Source organism: Curtobacterium sp. GC_Cur_3, assembly GCF_026544205.1.
Taxonomy (GTDB): Bacteria; Actinomycetota; Actinomycetes; order Actinomycetales; family Microbacteriaceae; genus Curtobacterium.
Genome location: NZ_JALNUI010000031.1, coordinates 26,988 through 41,712, shown reverse-complemented (window position 1 = coordinate 41,712; position 14,725 = coordinate 26,988). Strand labels below are relative to the sequence as shown.

Annotated in this window: 14 protein-coding genes; 1 reads left to right on the top strand and 13 read right to left on the bottom strand. The window is 69.6% G+C overall.

Annotated elements, in window-relative coordinates; genetic code table 11:
- Window positions 1-228: 228 nt before the first annotated feature.
- The 13 genes from OXR63_RS15105 to OXR63_RS15045 all read right to left on the bottom strand — a co-directional run bounded on the left by OXR63_RS15105 (window position 229) and on the right by OXR63_RS15045 (window position 14,051).
- Window positions 229-651 carry a DUF6121 family protein gene (locus OXR63_RS15105; protein WP_267424580.1) on the bottom strand — a complete coding sequence of 141 codons (423 nt, stop codon included), beginning with the start codon at window positions 649-651 and terminating at the stop codon, window positions 229-231.
- A gap of 25 nt (window positions 652-676) precedes the next feature.
- Window positions 677-1,225 (bottom strand): CBU_0592 family membrane protein, encoded by a 549-nt coding sequence (locus OXR63_RS15100; RefSeq protein ID WP_267424579.1) that lies wholly within the window; start codon window positions 1,223-1,225, stop codon window positions 677-679.
- Between the two features lie 187 nt (window positions 1,226-1,412).
- Window positions 1,413-2,138, bottom strand: coding sequence for a hypothetical protein (locus tag OXR63_RS15095; RefSeq protein ID WP_267424578.1), 726 nt, complete (start codon window positions 2,136-2,138; stop codon window positions 1,413-1,415).
- A 3-nt stretch (window positions 2,139-2,141) separates the two neighbouring features.
- Window positions 2,142-2,921, bottom strand: a complete 780-nt coding sequence (locus OXR63_RS15090) for a hypothetical protein (protein WP_267424577.1) — start codon at window positions 2,919-2,921, stop codon at window positions 2,142-2,144.
- Window positions 2,918-3,970 (bottom strand): type IV pilus assembly protein PilM, encoded by a 1,053-nt coding sequence (gene pilM / locus OXR63_RS15085; protein WP_267424576.1) that lies wholly within the window; start codon window positions 3,968-3,970, stop codon window positions 2,918-2,920. The genes OXR63_RS15090 and pilM overlap by 4 nt, the downstream gene beginning before the upstream one ends.
- 41 nt (window positions 3,971-4,011) lie before the next feature.
- Window positions 4,012-4,854, bottom strand: coding sequence for a prepilin peptidase (locus OXR63_RS15080; RefSeq protein ID WP_308202132.1), 843 nt, complete (start codon window positions 4,852-4,854; stop codon window positions 4,012-4,014).
- Window positions 4,851-6,689 (bottom strand): hypothetical protein, encoded by a 1,839-nt coding sequence (locus tag OXR63_RS15075; RefSeq protein WP_267424575.1) that lies wholly within the window; start codon window positions 6,687-6,689, stop codon window positions 4,851-4,853. Before OXR63_RS15075 ends, OXR63_RS15080 begins: the two co-directional genes overlap by 4 nt.
- The gene (locus OXR63_RS15070; RefSeq protein WP_267424574.1) at window positions 6,686-7,393 is read right to left on the bottom strand and encodes a PulJ/GspJ family protein; all 708 of its coding nucleotides are present in this window, start codon (window positions 7,391-7,393) and stop codon (window positions 6,686-6,688) included. The genes OXR63_RS15075 and OXR63_RS15070 overlap by 4 nt, the downstream gene beginning before the upstream one ends.
- Window positions 7,393-8,781, bottom strand: coding sequence for a type IV pilus modification PilV family protein (locus tag OXR63_RS15065; protein WP_267424573.1), 1,389 nt, complete (start codon window positions 8,779-8,781; stop codon window positions 7,393-7,395). Before OXR63_RS15065 ends, OXR63_RS15070 begins: the two co-directional genes overlap by 1 nt.
- An 88-nt stretch (window positions 8,782-8,869) precedes the next feature.
- Entirely contained in the window at window positions 8,870-9,331 is a 462-nt protein-coding gene (locus OXR63_RS15060) for a type IV pilin protein (protein WP_267424572.1), read from the bottom strand.
- A 200-nt stretch (window positions 9,332-9,531) separates the two neighbouring features.
- Window positions 9,532-10,755, bottom strand: a complete 1,224-nt coding sequence (locus tag OXR63_RS15055) for a type II secretion system F family protein (RefSeq protein WP_267424571.1) — start codon at window positions 10,753-10,755, stop codon at window positions 9,532-9,534.
- The gene (locus OXR63_RS15050) at window positions 10,755-12,365 is read right to left on the bottom strand and encodes a type IV pilus twitching motility protein PilT (RefSeq protein WP_276584925.1); all 1,611 of its coding nucleotides are present in this window, start codon (window positions 12,363-12,365) and stop codon (window positions 10,755-10,757) included. The genes OXR63_RS15055 and OXR63_RS15050 overlap by 1 nt, the downstream gene beginning before the upstream one ends.
- A 21-nt stretch (window positions 12,366-12,386) precedes the next feature.
- On the bottom strand, window positions 12,387-14,051 hold the full coding sequence (locus OXR63_RS15045) for a GspE/PulE family protein (protein ID WP_267424570.1): 1,665 nt from the start codon (window positions 14,049-14,051) through the stop codon (window positions 12,387-12,389).
- Window positions 14,052-14,324: 273 nt separating this feature from the next.
- Here OXR63_RS15045 and OXR63_RS15040 point away from each other — a divergent pair, with 273 nt between their 5' ends.
- Window positions 14,325-14,723 carry a VOC family protein gene (locus OXR63_RS15040; RefSeq protein ID WP_267424569.1) on the top strand — a complete coding sequence of 133 codons (399 nt, stop codon included), beginning with the start codon at window positions 14,325-14,327 and terminating at the stop codon, window positions 14,721-14,723.
- Window positions 14,724-14,725: the final 2 nt, after the last annotated feature.

The following is a 14,725-nucleotide window of genomic DNA, read 5'->3' as shown; positions in this document are numbered from 1 at the left end:
GCCGCTGATGTCGGCCACCCGGGGAACGGAGGTCCAGCCGGTCTCGGGCTGGACGGTGTCGGGGTGGCCGATCTCGGCCTGGACGTTCTCGGCCTGGCTGTTCTCGACGTGGCCGTCGGGCTGGCCGTCCTCGGGCTGGCCGGGCGCGGTCGGCTGGTCGGTCATGGATCCCCCGTCGTCACTGCCGGTTCGGTCCTCCGGCAGCATCGAGCCTACCGGCGACCGACGTCACTGCGACTGCTTGGCCTGGTGCCGCGCGAGGGTGATCCCGCCGACCACACAGAGGAGCGCGACGACGACCGAGCTCACGACGAACGGGCCGAGCGCGTACCCGGCGGGGAAGACCAGGAGCTGCGCGACGTCGTGCCGGATGAGCGCGTAGCCGACCGCCCCGATGCCGAGCATGACCAGGTAGGCGGTGGCCGCCGCGACGAGTCCGGTGACGCCCGGGTTGCCGTCGCGGATGCCGAGCGCGGTCGAGAACAGGACGACGACCGCTCCCCCGACGACCATGGCCGGGCCGAGGTACGGGGTCGCGTCGGACTGGGCGATCACCTCGACGTTCGCGAGCAGGGACTCGAAACCGGTCACGGCGATCACGAGGGCGACGAACAGGACGGACGTCATCGTCGCCACGAGCCATCGGGACATGCAGCGATCGTAGCGTCGGGGGAGCTCAGGAGGTGTGCGGGTCGGTGCGGGCGAGTCCGCCCTGCGCAGGGTGCTGCTGCTGGGCGGCGCTCACGAGGGCGAGGGCGATGGTCGCGGTGATGACGGGGATGCTCTCGGTCATCGGTGCGGCCGGTCGCGCGGGGGTGGCTGCCGGCGGGGTCGGCGTCGCCGTCGCCGTCGGGAGGCTCGGGGTCGCGTGCCCGTCGCCGCTCACGCCGGACTCGTGGTCGCGGACGGCCGGACCGATCACGGGCAGCACCGCGGTGGTGGCCGGCGGTTCCGTCGTCAGCTCGTGGTGCGGCTGGAGCCCGGACCGGCGGGCGGAGCGACGTGCCCGCCCCATCCGCACCAGGACGACGACGGCCACGATCGCCCAGATGCCGTTGACGATGGTCGACGGCACGGCGTGGTGGGCGGCGACGTTGACGGCCACGGCGACCCCGCCGACGAGATTGAACAGCTGGTAGACCGGGCCGTTCGGCAGCTTGCCCGTCGAGAACAGGATGTAGCCGGACAGGACGGTGATGGCTCCGAACCATCCGAGGAACTCCACGATTCCAGACAACACGCGCGACTCCGGGCACGACGGGGGGCGGCCGATTCGTGCCGACCGTCCGAGGGGTGGGATGCGCCGAGGACACGGCGACAGGAACATCGTAGGCAGGACGACGACCGTCGCGGAAGAGGCCTCGGCGTGGTGTGGAGGGCCCCAGTTGGAGGGCGCCCTGTGGAGGGGTGGGTCAGCCGCCGGCGGGGGCGGCAGCAGCGGTGGGGGTCGAGCGGGCGAGGACGTAGATGGAGCCGCCGAACGTCCAGGTCGACTGGTCCGACGCCGTTCCGTCCTCGCCGCTCTTCTCCGCCGAGGCGATGCTCGTGACGAGGAACAACCGCTTGCCGTGCTGCACTCCGTTGAGGAACGCGAGCGCCTGTTCGAAGGTCCCGTCGACCGCGACGGTCACCGGGATGACGGAGAAGTTCGCCCCGGTGATCGCGCCGTTGGTCACGACGGCCGGCGCGGCAGGCGCGGACGGCACGGTCGCGGCGGGAGCGGCCGACGCGGAAGCCGACGGTGAGGGTGATGCGCTCGGGGTCGAGGACGGTGCCACCGCGGGAGCGGCCGGGGCGTACGCGACGGCGTCACTCGTCGTGTACGAGGACACCTCCATGCCGGACGCGGAGGCGATCCCGTCGAGGTCCCCGATGAAGGAGGACAGGTCGGCACCGTCCGGGACGGACGCCGACAGCTGTTCGAGCTCCTGACGCATCGCGGGCAGCTTGGCTGCCTGCTCGCGCAGTCGCGCCAGTTCGACCCGGCTCGCGTGGTTCGTCGTCTCGACGTTGGTCGTCTGCGTCTGCGCTGCCGACGCCTGGGCGAGCTGCGGCTGGACGGCGAGGAAGAAGCCCCCAACGGCGACCACCGCCATCGCGACGACGGCGAGCAGCAGACTGAGACGGTTGCGTGACATCGGTCAGTCCTTCTTCTCGGAGTCCGCGGCGAACCGGCCGTCGAACGCCTTCTCGTCGAGGTGGATCGTGAGGTTCACCGTGTACTCGCCGGAGGCGTCGTCGCGGGTCACGGAGTTGGCCGTGGCGTCCACGAACCCGGTCACGGTGCCCACCGCGTCGAGCCACTCCGGCACCGAGGGCAGGGCGGTCGTCTTGGCGTCGATCGTCAGCGTCGCGACGCGCTGGCCCTGCAGCGGGTCGACCGACTGCGCGTACGCCACGGTCGCCGACGCCGAGTCCACCGTCACACCGCTGATCCGGACACCGGCGGGCAGCTTCGACTGCACCGAGCCGAGCATCGGGGACCAGTCGATCTCCGTCGAGCCGCCCACCTGCTGGGCCGCCTCGAGCAGCCCCGTGGCGCTCTCCGTCGACCGGACGTCGCTGAACTGGCGCTGCTGCTGGAGCAGGCTCACCGTCTCGTTCTGTGCGGCCGCGAGCTCGGTGTCTGCGGCGCTCTTCGTCATGCCGGCTCCGGCCGCGCCGAGTCCGACCGCGAGCGCGACGACCACGACACCGGCCCATGCCCGCCGGACCGTCGCGCGCTGGCGTCGGTGGACGTGGACCTCGCTCGGGAGCAGGTCCGCGCGGGGAGCCGCGCCGATGACGACCTGCTGCCGGCCCCGGCGTCGGCCGGACCCCACGTCGGTCTGGGCGACGGCAGGCGCCGTCCCCTTGGTGGCACGTGCCCGGCGAGGTGGCTTCCCGCTCTCGGTCGGCGGTGCGTCGATGATCTCGGTCATGCTGCTCGGCTCCCGACTGCGAGGCTCCAGGCGACGGCGATGGCACCGCCGCGCTCGCGGAGCACGTCGGATCCGATGCCCCGACCGGCGCGAGCGGAGATGAAGGGGTCGCCGAGGGCGACCGGGAGACCCGAGGAGTCGCCGAGACCCTCGCGGAGTCCGGGCATGGCCGCACCGCCGCCGACCAGGAGGATCCCGCGGACCGGTTCCTCCGGCCGGGTGTTCGCGAAGTAGTTGACGGTGTTGCGGATGCTCTGCAGGAGCTCCCCGACGGCCTCACGTGTGACGGCGACCGCGCGGACGTCGTCCGTGGTGCGGGTGACACCCGACAGGCCGAAGTGGCGCTTGACCGCTTCGGCCTCGGGCACGCCGATGTCCAGGCGCGCGGCGATCGACTTCGTCACGTCCGCTCCCCCGGTCGGGATGATCCGGACGAACTTGGGGATGCCGTCCGTCGCGATGACGACGGAGGTGGTGGTCGCACCGCAGTCGACGATCGCGACGGTCCCCGCGCCGGCGACGCGGGGCGCCAACACGCGGGTCAGTGCGAACGGGATCAGGTCCACGGCGACGGGGTTGAGCCCGGCGAGCTGCACCGCGTTGACGTTCGCGAGGACCGCGTCCTTGATCGCGGCGACGAGGAGCCCGTGCACGACGGGGCCGCTCTCACCGGTGCCCTCGGACGTCGGGTAGAAGTCGAGGATCGCCTCGCCCACCGGGACGGGCAGCATGTCCTGCACCTGGAACGGCAGCGACTCGCGGATCTGCGCGATGGGGGCCTTCGGCACCGTCAGGTCGCGCGAGAGCACCCGCTGGTTGCCCATGCCGAGGACGACGTCCTTGCTCTTGAACCTGCCGAGCGCCCACAGCGACTTCAGCGCGCCGGCGACGGTGTTCGCCTGGAGCACCTCGCCGTGCTTGGTCGACTCCTCGGGCGCCGCGATCTCGGCGAACCGGAGGATCGTCGGCTGCGGCTTGTCGACGTCGGCGACCTCGACCGCGCGGATGACGTCCGCGCCGATGTCGATGCCGACGATGTTCTTCGCCATGTCGTGTTCCTTCCGGGTCCGTGCTGAGCGTGGGTCGGCCGTCAGGCCAGACCGAGGAGTGCGAGGTAGGCGTGCCAGACGGGTTCGCCGGCGAAGGCCCCGGTCCACGCACCCAGGAGCATCCAGGGGCCGAACGGGATACCGACCCCCCGGCCGGTGCGACGCACGAGCATGAGGACGATGCCGAAGGTACCGCCGAGGAGGAAGGCTCCGAAAGCACCCACTGCGAGGGGGCCCCATCCGAGGTACGCGAGGACGAGCCCGAGTGCGCCGGCGAGCTTCACGTCGCCCATGCCCATCCCGCGCGGGACCGCTATGGCCAGCAGCAGGTAGACGCCCCCGAGCACGGCGAGCCCGCCGAGGCCGCGGACCAGCGCCGCCCAGTCGCCCGTCAGGACGCTGGCGCCGGCCAGCAGGACGCCCAGGACCGGGTACATCGGGAGCACGATCGCGTTCGGCAGCCGCTGCGTCTCGAGGTCGATGAGCGCGAGCGCGACGCTGACTGCTGCCAGGTAGAGGAGCGCGAGGAGGAGCACCGTCTGCCCGGCCGCCGTCGCGCCGTCGGCAGCACCGTCCGGCAGGAACCGCAGGGCGACCACGACGAAGAAGGCGGCGGTCCCGACCTCCACCAGGGGGTACCGGACCGAGATCGGCGCCGCGCAGTCTCGGCAGCGACCGCGCAGCAGCAGCCACGAGAGCACGGGCACGTTGTCGACACCGCGGATGCCGCTGCCGCACTTCGGGCATGACGACGGTGGCGTGACGACCGACAGACCGGCCGGCACGCGGTGCACCACGACGTTGAGGAACGACCCGATCGCCAGGCCCAGCACGCCGCCGAAGCCGAGGACCATCGCCGCGAGGGACAGCACGGACCCGGTCACGGGACGGGTGCTCCGTTCACGTCGTACGCCGTCTTCGACTCCACCTGGGTCGCGACGCGGTAGGTCGTCACCGTCGGCTGCGGGAACTTCGGCGGCGTGTACGTCGCCAGGCTGGGGTCGAACCGGTAGCTCTTGTCGAAGCCCTGTCCGCTGGCGAGACCGACCGCACCGCGGAAGTTCTGTGCGATCGAGCCGCTGACCGTCAGCGTGCCGCGCCCGGCCGTCGGCCCTCGCGTCCAGTTCTGGACGACGAAGGTCCCGAGGTTCGACAGGATCGCCGCGTCGACCTCGCGGTTGGCGGGCAGGAGGGGGTTCCCAGCCGCGTTCACGGGGTTCCACACCCAGACCGCCCGCTGGCCGATGAGCCCCAGCACCGTCGACGGCGACCGGGTGGAGGGGTACTTGACGTCGCCGGTCACGTAGACGTAGTTCTCCGCGGCGACGGTCACGGCCTTGTCGACGGTCCCCTGGACGAAGACGTCACCGCGGTCGCAGCCGTAGGGCGTGACGACGTTGGCACCGGCACCGGCCGTCGGGTCGGCCTCGGACGTCGTCGACGAGTTCCCGACGGACGGGTACCCGACGCCGTTCGCCTTCGAGCTGGTCCACTGGCTGGCCGTCCCCGCGGTGTCGCAGGCCGTCGGGATGGTCTTCGTCTCGGCGTTGCCCTTCCAGTAGTTCGGGTCCTGAGCCGTCCCGGCAGCCCGCGCCGCTGGTTCGTTCTGCACGAAGACCATGTTGTTCTTCGGGATCGGGACCGTTGCCCCGGCCGAGCTCCGGAGGTCGGCGAGTCGGCCGCACTTGTCCGGCTGCGTCGGTGCACCGGTGATCAGCGCTCCGGGCGTCGCCGTCGCTCCGGTCACGTTGCTCCGGATCGTCAGCGGGGACAGGACCGTCATGGTGCCGTTGCCGTTGAAGGTGATCTTCGTCGGGCCGGTGTACAGGCACCCGGTGCCCTCCACGGTGTCCGTGGTCGCCGGCAGGTCAGACCGCATCGAGTCGCGCAGGTCCCCGATCGTCGACGGGGGCGTGAGCGTCGAGACGGTCGCCGGGTTCGAGGCGAACTTGGCGGCGGCGGTCCCACAGTTCGCACTCGTCCAGCCGTAGACGCTCTGGAAGGTGCTCTTGAACGTCGCCCCGCAGGCCTTGATCTGGTCGTTCGACCGGACCGGCCCCTCGAGCGTGTCGTTCTGCCCGAACTGGATCTGGTCGCAGGTCGTGCTCGTCGCCGCGGGCCGGTACGCACTCGTGCAGGGCGCCGTCCCGATGCCCTTCTCGTTCGTGACGGTCGGGTCCCCGGACTCGTAGTTCGTGAAGTACAGGTAGTTGGAGAAGCCGTCCGGACGCACGTTCGCGACCACGGTCCTGGTCGTGTTGCCCGCGCGCCCCGTCGACTGCAGGCGGATGACACCCTGCGACGACAGCTTGCTGTTGTCCACGGCGTACCGGAAGGACGCGTCGCTGGCCGAACCGTCCGCCGTCGGGACGGACACCCACGCGGTGCCCGACTGGTAGTTGAACGCCTGGTTCCCGCCGGTGCCCTTCGGGAAGCTGCTGGTGCCGCTGGCGGCACTGAACGGCGCGTTCGGCTGGCCGTAGTTGCCGTACGTGTTGTCGGCGTTGAGGCGTGACTGGTAGTCCGCGACGCCCGAGTAGGCCGCTGCGATCGCGCGGTTCCACGCCGTGTCGGTGGAGGTCACGCGCGCGCCGCTCGTCGCGACGGCGACCATCGTCGCGACGAGGAGCATCACGACCATGCCGATGAGGACGACCACGGCCAAGGCAACGCCACGTTCGTCGTCGCGTGCGCGGATCGCCCGGAGGAGACGGATCACGAGGAGGCTCCCATCACGATGTTCGGCATGCTGGCCGTGTTGGTCAGGGACACGGCGTTCGGGTCCGTCGCGCTCGCGCCGATGGTGACGCTGACGTCGACCGCGCGGATGTCGGGGAGGTCGACGGCCGCGACGGGTGCCGTCAACGAGCCGAGCGGGGTGTCGGCCGCGTCCGAGAACGCGAAGAGGGACGTGCTCGTCACGGACGTCGCCAGCGTGCGGGTCGAGCTCGGTGCCGCGGACAGCAGCGACCCGGTCGCCAGCGGGAAGGAGTAGTACGAGGAGTTCCCGGCGACCGCCGTGCCGTTCCACTTGGTCTCGGTGATCACCTTGCGGGTCGTGTCCAGGGTGAGCTGGACCTCGACCGCCTTCGACAGGCTGGAGTCGAGGTTGACGTAGGCGAAGAACCGGACCGAGGTGGCGCTCGCGTACTGGAAGGCGAACTGCGAGTCGTCGCCGGTGGAGACCGGGTTGTCCGTCGCTGCCCGCAGGTTGCGGCCGACCTCGTTCATCACGGTCGCGGCGACGCGGGTGTTGGCGCTGACGGAACTCGCGACCTTCGCAGCCTTCTGCGAGGACACCAGGAACGAACCCGCCACCGTCAGGATCAGGACCGAGAGCGACATCGCGATGATGAGCTCGGACAGCGTGAGGCCGCGCTCCTCGCCCCGGGCCCGCGCCAGGAGGCGCTGCAGTCGCGTCATCACGGTGTCGGCACCGTCCTCGGGTCGAGGGTGACGACGTTGCCGTTCACCGAGGTGTTGACGTTCAGGACACCGGGCGTCGCTCCCACGGTCTGGCTGTTCGAGCTGAGCAGTCCGCCGAGCGCAGTGCTGCCGCGGAGCGTCCACGAGCCGTACGGCAGCGCGATGGTGGTCGGCGTCAGGCTGTTCAGCCCGGTGAACGAGTACGTCGTGGCCGGGGAGCACCCGGGGTCCCCGCCCGCCGGGCTCGTGTTCTTGACCGTCGCGACCAGCACGGTGTCGAGGCCGCTCAGCTTCACGTCGACGATGCCCATCGGCGCGCGGGCGGTGGCCGCGGTCGCACTCGTCGGGTTGAAGCCCGGTGTCCCCAGCGACGTGTTCGAGTCGGTGAAGACGAACGGTGACACGACGAGCTTGCTCGCGGTCGGCGTGCTCCACGCGGTCGGGTCGACGTCGGTGCAGGTCGAGGTGTAGCTGCCCGCAACGACGTTCCAGCCGTCGGAGTAGGGGAACAGGGTCGTGGAGGTCGTCGAGATCGTCTTCACCGCACTGGCGTTCTGGAAGCTCGTCGTCATGGACGTCGGGAGCTTGACCGCCTTGCCGTTGGCGTTCAGCGGCGCTCCGACCGTGACGTTGATGCCCTGGTCGTACGTGAAGGTCTTGTTGCCGACGCCACCGGTGGAGGTCGTCACGTCGAAGTACGGCGCAGGCGCCCCGTCTGGGTCGATGTTGCCGGCCTTCGTGATCGTGATCCGGTACGTGCCCGGCGTGACGCCGAGGGCGTAGCTGCAGCCGTTGGCATCGGTCGCCGCCGGTTGGGCCGGGAGGCTCTTGGCGCCGTCCGAACGGGCGGTGATCGCGACGTTGACGCCCTGGTTCGGGCCGCCGGTGGCGGTCTGCACGCCGACGACGATGGTCGAGGCCGTCGCACTCGAGACCGCCGAGGACGGTGCGATGAGCGAGTCGATGACGACACGCTTCTGCTTCGGCGAGGAGTGGCTCGACCACGACACCGTGACGGCCACGCGCTTGTAGGCGAGCACCCCGCTGCCGGCGCCACAGGAGTTGTCGGTGCCGTCGGAGTTGATCCAGTTGGTGGTGCGCGTGATCGTGTAGTTCTGGGCACCGATCGCCTGCTGGGACGTGTCGTCGTCGAGCGTGAACACGTCCTTGGTGCTGCGCGCGGCGTCGAGCGCCTGGTTCGCGAGGTTCAGCGCCGCTTCACGGGAGCGGTTGTCCTGGGTGAGGAACAGCGTCGACGCGATGCCCATCGCGACCCCGGCGGCGATGATCGCGAAGATGGTCATCGCGACCATGACCTCGATGATCGAGAAGCCCTCGTCGGACTCCCGTGCCGCCCGGAGACGACGTGCGATTGCGGTGATCACGCGCTGCTCCTCTCGGTCGTGCCCGTGTGGTGTCGGTGTACGGACCGGGCGGGTCGATCGCTCGACCCGCCCGTCCCCGTCAGGTCGACTACGAGGTGGCCGCGGTGAAGACCCCGGCCGAGCAGGTGCCCTTGGCGGCACCACTGTTGTCGGTGATGCCGAAGTTCGTTCCCGACTTGCTCTTGGCCTGGATGCAGAACGCCGTGCCGCCCGAGTTCGCCGTGTAGGTGAGCGTGTCGGAGCTGTTGCTCGTCGCGCCGGCCGCCTTGTAAGGGTCGGTCGTGAAGCTCGGCGCGGTGGTGGGGAAGGTCGACGCGTTGGCCTGGGTCTGCACGGCGATGATCGCCGTCTTCGTGTTCGACAGGTCGGACTGCGCGCCCGAGTCCTTCGCGTTGTTCTGGATGCCGAGGTACACCGGGATGGCGATCGCGGCGAGGATGCCGATGATGATCACGACGACCAGGAGCTCGATCAGGGTGAAGCCCTTGTCGTTGTTCTCGACGAGGCCGTTGCGGCGAGCGTTCAGCTTGCCCATGAGAGCGGAGTACATGTGCTCTTCCATTCTTTCGGGAATGATTTCGGAAAGGGTTCGGGGGCTAGCTCTGCCGCCGGTGTCGAGCGTATTCACGCTGGTTTCCGGGCATAATCCCGAGAACGGGGGGCACACGAGTGCGAAATGCCCCCAGTACCAGGGGTGACGACCAAACGGACCACCCCCGCGAGGGGGTGGTCCGCCATGAGGGGTCCTCGTTACTTGATGAGCGTGGAGATCTGGAAGATCGGCAGGTAGAGCGCGACGATCATGCCACCGACGACCACGCCGAGGAACGCGATGAGCAGCGGCTCGATGAGTGACGTCAATGCCTCGGTGGTGGATTCCACTTCATTGTCGTAGAAGGTCGCGATGCGTTCCAACATCAATTCCATGGAACCGGCGTCTTCACCGACGGCGATCATCTGCGAGACCATTGTCGGGAAAACCGTTTCGCGTTCCAGTGGAGCGGCGATCGATTCGCCTTTCCGGACCGATTCGGAAACGCGGTTCAGCGCTTTCTCGACGACGAAGTTGTTCGACACCTGACCGGCGATGCTCAGCGCCTCGAGGATGGGCACCCCGGCACCGATCATGTTCGACAGGTTCCGGGAGAACCGGGCCATCACGATCTTGCGGTTGAGCTGCCCGAACACCGGGAGCTTCAGCTTGAGCGGGTCGACGAAGGCACGGACCCGGTCGGTGTTCTTGTTCGCGCGCCACCAGAACCACCCGAGGATGATCGCCACGGCGAGGACCGGCCCGACGTAGACCATCGCGTGCGACAGGTAGACGAGCATCATCGTCGGCAGGGGGAGCTTGCCACCGAGGCTGGAGAACATGTCCTGGAAGATCGGGACGATGAACACGAGCATGATGACAACAGCGGCGAGCGACATGCACAGCACGACGACCGGGTAGGTCATCGCGGACTTGATGGTCGAGCGGAGCTTGTGCTCCTTCTCGAAGTTGGTGGCGATCGAGTCCATCGCCTGGTCCAGGAAGCCGCCCGTCTCCCCCGCCCGGATCATGTTGATCATGATCGGCGGGAAGTCGACCGGGTACCTCGACACCGCGTCCGAGAAGGAGACACCGTGCTCGACCTCGTCGCGGACCTTCGCGAGCACGCCCTTGAGCTTCTTGTTGTCGGTCTGGTCGGTGAGGATCGTCAGCGCGCGCAGCAGCGACAACCCCGACGACAGCATCGTCGATGCCTGCCGCGCCATGATCGCCAGGTCCTTGAGCCCGACGCCCTTCTCGAACCCCGGGATCTTGATCTCGGTCTGCAGCCCGGTGCCCGTTTTGGCCTCGCTGATGTCGATCGGCGAGACGCCCATCCCGCGCAGCCGGGCGACGACGGCACCCTCGGACGCAGCGTCGAGCCGCCCCTTCACGAGCTTGCCGGCGACGTCCCGCCCGCGGTAGTCGAATGCGAGTGACATCAGTGGCCTCCGGAGAACTTGTCGCCGAAGTCGATCTCGCTCGCGGCGATGGCCGCGGCGGACGAGTCGGAGGGGGACTCGACGCGCTGGACGAGCCGGTCGAAGCCGTCGTGGTCGTGGACCTTCTCCATCGCCGCGGCACGGGTGACGGTGCCGACGTTGACGAGCTCGGCGAGGTCCTGGTCCATGGTGTGCATGCCGGCGTCACGCCCGGCCTGCATGGCCGAGGTGATCTGGTACGTCTTGCCCTCGCGGACCAGGTTGGCGATGGCGGGGGTGGTCTTCATGATCTCCGTGGCGACGACGCGACCGGAGCCGTTCGCCTTCGGCACGAGCGTCTGGCAGACGACGCCCTCGAGCGTCGTGGCCAGCTGCGTCCGGATCTGCCCCTGCTGGTGCGGCGGGAAGACGTCGATGATGCGGTCGATCGTGCCCGGAGCGCTCTGCGTGTGCAGGGTCGCGAACACCAGGTGCCCGGTCTCGGCCGCGGTCAGCGCGACCGAGATGGTCTCGAGGTCGCGGAGCTCGCCGATCAGGATCACGTCGGGGTCCTGCCGCAGGACGTGCTTCAGGGCGGCGGCGAACGAGTGGGTGTCCGCACCGACCTCGCGCTGGTTGATGATCGCCTTCTTGTGGTCGTGCATGAACTCGATCGGGTCCTCGACCGTCACGATGTGGTCAGCACGGGTCTCGTTGACGAGGTCGATGAGCGCGGCGAGGGTGGTCGACTTGCCGGACCCGGTGGGACCGGTCACGAGCACGAGCCCACGCGGCAGCTTGGCGAACTCCGACACGTGCGCCGGGATGCCGAGCTGCTTGAGCGTCTTGATCTTGGTGGGGATGATGCGGAAGGCCGCGCCCCAGTTGCCGCGCTGCTGGTAGTAGTTCACCCGGAAGCGGTACTCCGGCGACAGCGAGTAGGCGAAGTCGAGTTCCTGGTCCTGGTCGAACTGAGCGGCCTGCTCGGCGGACAGCAACGTCGTGAGCGCCGCCACCACCTTGTTCCGCGCCCACGGCCCACCCGGGACCGCCGGGCGCAGGGCGCCGTCGACGCGCACCGTCGGTGCGGCATCGGCGGTCAGGTGGAGGTCCGAGGCCCCCTGGTAGACGACCTGCGCGAGCGCGGTCAGCAGGTCCGGGTCGGCGACCTCCCGCGCGTGGTGGGTGAAGTGGATCTCCGAGCTGTCCGAGCCGGGCAGGACCTGGAGGCTCGTGGTCGGCTGCACAGGGACGACCGGCAGGTGCTGGGTCACCGCGTCGGGGTAGCCGTAGCTGGCCGTCGACGGCGGGACCGCAGCCGGCGGGGTCGCCGGGGCGGCGTGCGGCTGCGCCACCGGCACGGCGACGGGTGAGCCGGACGGTGCGGGCCACCCGGCGACGTCGTCGCCGAGGTCGTACACGGGGACGTCGTACACGGGGACGTCGTGCACGGCGACGTCGTACACGGGGACGTCCGGCACCGGCTGGGCCGGGGCGACGGTCGGCTGCGTGCCGGTCTGCGCCATCCGGGCAGCGCGGCGCGAACCGATCTCGTGGCCCGGGCGGCCGGGGTGCCAGCCGGCGACGGGCTCGTTGCCGGCGGTGGTGATGTCGTACACCGAGTCGCTCATGATGATCGTCCCCTGCCCTCGCTACGCGACCACGCGCATGATCTCGTCGATGCTCGTCATGCCGAGCTTGACCTTCTCCCACCCGTCCTGCCGGAGGGTGAGCATGCCCTGGTCCTGCGCGACGCGGCTGATGGCGGCGCTCGAGGCCCGGGCGACGGCGAGCCGCTCGATCTCCTCCGACACGGTCATGACCTCGTGCAGGGCGATGCGGCCGCGGTACCCGGTGTTCGAGCAGACCGCGCAGCCGATCGGGGCGAAGAACGCGGGGACGTCCTCCCCGTCGATGAACCCGAGGGCGCGGAGCTGCTCGGGTTCGTAGATCGCGGGCGCCTTGCACCGGTCGCAGAGCTTGCGAGCCAGACGCTGGGCGACGACGCAGTCGAGCGCGGAACCGACCAGGAAGGGCTCGATGTCCATCTCGGTCAGGCGCGTGATGGCCGAGGGGGCGTCGTTCGTGTGGAGGGTGGAGAGCACGAGGTGACCGGTGAGCGAGGCCTCGATGGCGATCTGCGCGGTCTCGTGGTCGCGGATCTCACCGAGGAGCACGACGTCGGGGTCGGAGCGGAGGATGCTGCGCAGCGCGGACGCGAACGTCAGACCGGCCTTCGGGTTGACCTGCACCTGGTTGACCCCGGCCATGCGGTACTCGACCGGGTCCTCGACCGTGATGACGTTGATCTCCGGCTTGGCGACCGCGTTGAGGGTCGTGTACAGCGTGGTCGACTTGCCCGAGCCGGTGGGGCCCGTGACCAGGATCATCCCGTACGGCTTGGAGTAGGAGCGCTGGTACGCGGCGGCGTTCCGGTCGAGCAGGTTGAGGTCCTTGAGCGTCAGCGACGTGTTCGTGTTGTCGAGGATGCGCATGACGACCTTCTCGCCCCACACCGTCGGCAGCGTCGCCACGCGGAGGTCGATCTGCCGACCGCCGTGACGCACCGACATGCGGCCGTCCTGCGGCTTGCGTCGCTCGGCGATGTCGATGTCGCTCATGATCTTCAGGCGGCTGATCACGCCGTTCTGGATGTTCTTCGGCGCTGGCGCCATCTCGTGCAGCACGCCGTCGATGCGGTACCGGACGCGGACCTCGTGCTCGCCGGGCTCGATGTGGATGTCCGAGGCGTGGTCCTGGATGGCCTGCGAGACGAGCAGGTTCACGAAGCGGACGATCGGGACGTCGTCGAGCGACCCGTCGGCGAGGTCGACCTGCTGCTCGGTGCTGCGGCCCGCCTCTTCCTCGAGCGAGGAGGTCAGGTCGTTCAGCTCGTCGTCAGCGCGCAGGTAGCGGTCGAACGCGGTGGCGAGGTCGCGCTCGTCCACCTGCAGCGGCTTGATGGTGCGGCCGGAGGCGGCACGGGCGTCGTCGATCGCCAGCACGTTCGACGGGTTCACCATCGCGAGGACCAGGATCTCGCCCTCGAACCCGACGCCGAGCACGCCGTGACGCCGGCACAGGGCTGCCGGCAGCATCGACACCGCGGTGCCGTCGACCGGGTAGTCGGTCAGGGGCACCGTCTTCGAGTTGTTCGACGCGGCCCGCGCGGTGATGAACTGCGCCTCGCTCACCACGCCCTGCGTGACCAGGGAGCGGATCGAGCGTTCGTCGATGTCCTCGTCTCCGGTCAGGGAGTCGAGGTGCTCGATCGGGAGAGCGCCGTTCAGGATCAGGATCTCGGAGAGCGTCGCCATGGGTCTCGGAGCCTCCTCGGTGTCGCGCGCAAGCGGGTGGGGTCGAAGCGCCGACCAGGGGGCTCGACGCTCGACAACGCTACGTCCGGCACCGGTCGGTGCCGCAGTCCCAGAATGAGGGGGCGAGGGGGTCCAGGTGCACCCAGAACAGGGGTGCGTGGACAGTTCTGCCTCAGCGGCCACCTGTGGAGGAACACCTCAGCACCGGGATCAACGCGAGCCCAGCCCGCGGATCCCCTCGACGGGGCGAGCACCCAGAGGACATGATGAGGCATGGAGATCACGAGCGTGACCGTGGGGCTGCCCGTCACCGACCTCGAGGCGTCCTGCCTCTGGTACGGCGCCGTGTTCGAACGGGTCGACCCCGACCTCGAACCCGCCGAGGGCGTCGCGGAGTACGAGATCGGCGGGATCTGGATCCAGCTGGTCGAGGACCCGGGCGCCGAGGAGAACGCCGTCCTGGTGCGCTTCGGCGTCGACGACGTGGCCGCACAGCACCGCAGGATCGCCGCACTCGGCATCGACGTCGGCCCCGTGGAACACGTCGACGGAGCCGTCGACTGGTTCGACGTCCGTGATCCCGACGGCAACGTCCTCAGCCTGTACTCGCTCGCGGACGAGACGGGCCGTGGACACGGCGGCCAGGACAGCGACGCGGGGCGTTCGCTCTAGCG

Coding starts and splice junctions, on each gene's coding strand:
- OXR63_RS15070 (WP_267424574.1), bottom strand. CDS start 7,393: ATGACGCGACTGCAGCGCCTCCTGGCGCGGGCCCGGGGCGAGGAGCGC.
- OXR63_RS15095 (WP_267424578.1), bottom strand. CDS start 2,138: ATGTCACGCAACCGTCTCAGTCTGCTGCTCGCCGTCGTCGCGATGGCG.
- OXR63_RS15040 (WP_267424569.1), top strand. CDS start 14,325: ATGGAGATCACGAGCGTGACCGTGGGGCTGCCCGTCACCGACCTCGAG.
- OXR63_RS15050 (WP_276584925.1), bottom strand. CDS start 12,365: ATGAGCGACTCGGTGTACGACATCACCACCGCCGGCAACGAGCCCGTC.
- pilM (WP_267424576.1), bottom strand. CDS start 3,970: ATGGCGAAGAACATCGTCGGCATCGACATCGGCGCGGACGTCATCCGC.
- OXR63_RS15055 (WP_267424571.1), bottom strand. CDS start 10,755: ATGTCACTCGCATTCGACTACCGCGGGCGGGACGTCGCCGGCAAGCTC.
- OXR63_RS15045 (WP_267424570.1), bottom strand. CDS start 14,051: ATGGCGACGCTCTCCGAGATCCTGATCCTGAACGGCGCTCTCCCGATC.
- OXR63_RS15105 (WP_267424580.1), bottom strand. CDS start 651: ATGTCCCGATGGCTCGTGGCGACGATGACGTCCGTCCTGTTCGTCGCC.
- OXR63_RS15060 (WP_267424572.1), bottom strand. CDS start 9,331: ATGTACTCCGCTCTCATGGGCAAGCTGAACGCTCGCCGCAACGGCCTC.
- OXR63_RS15090 (WP_267424577.1), bottom strand. CDS start 2,921: ATGACCGAGATCATCGACGCACCGCCGACCGAGAGCGGGAAGCCACCT.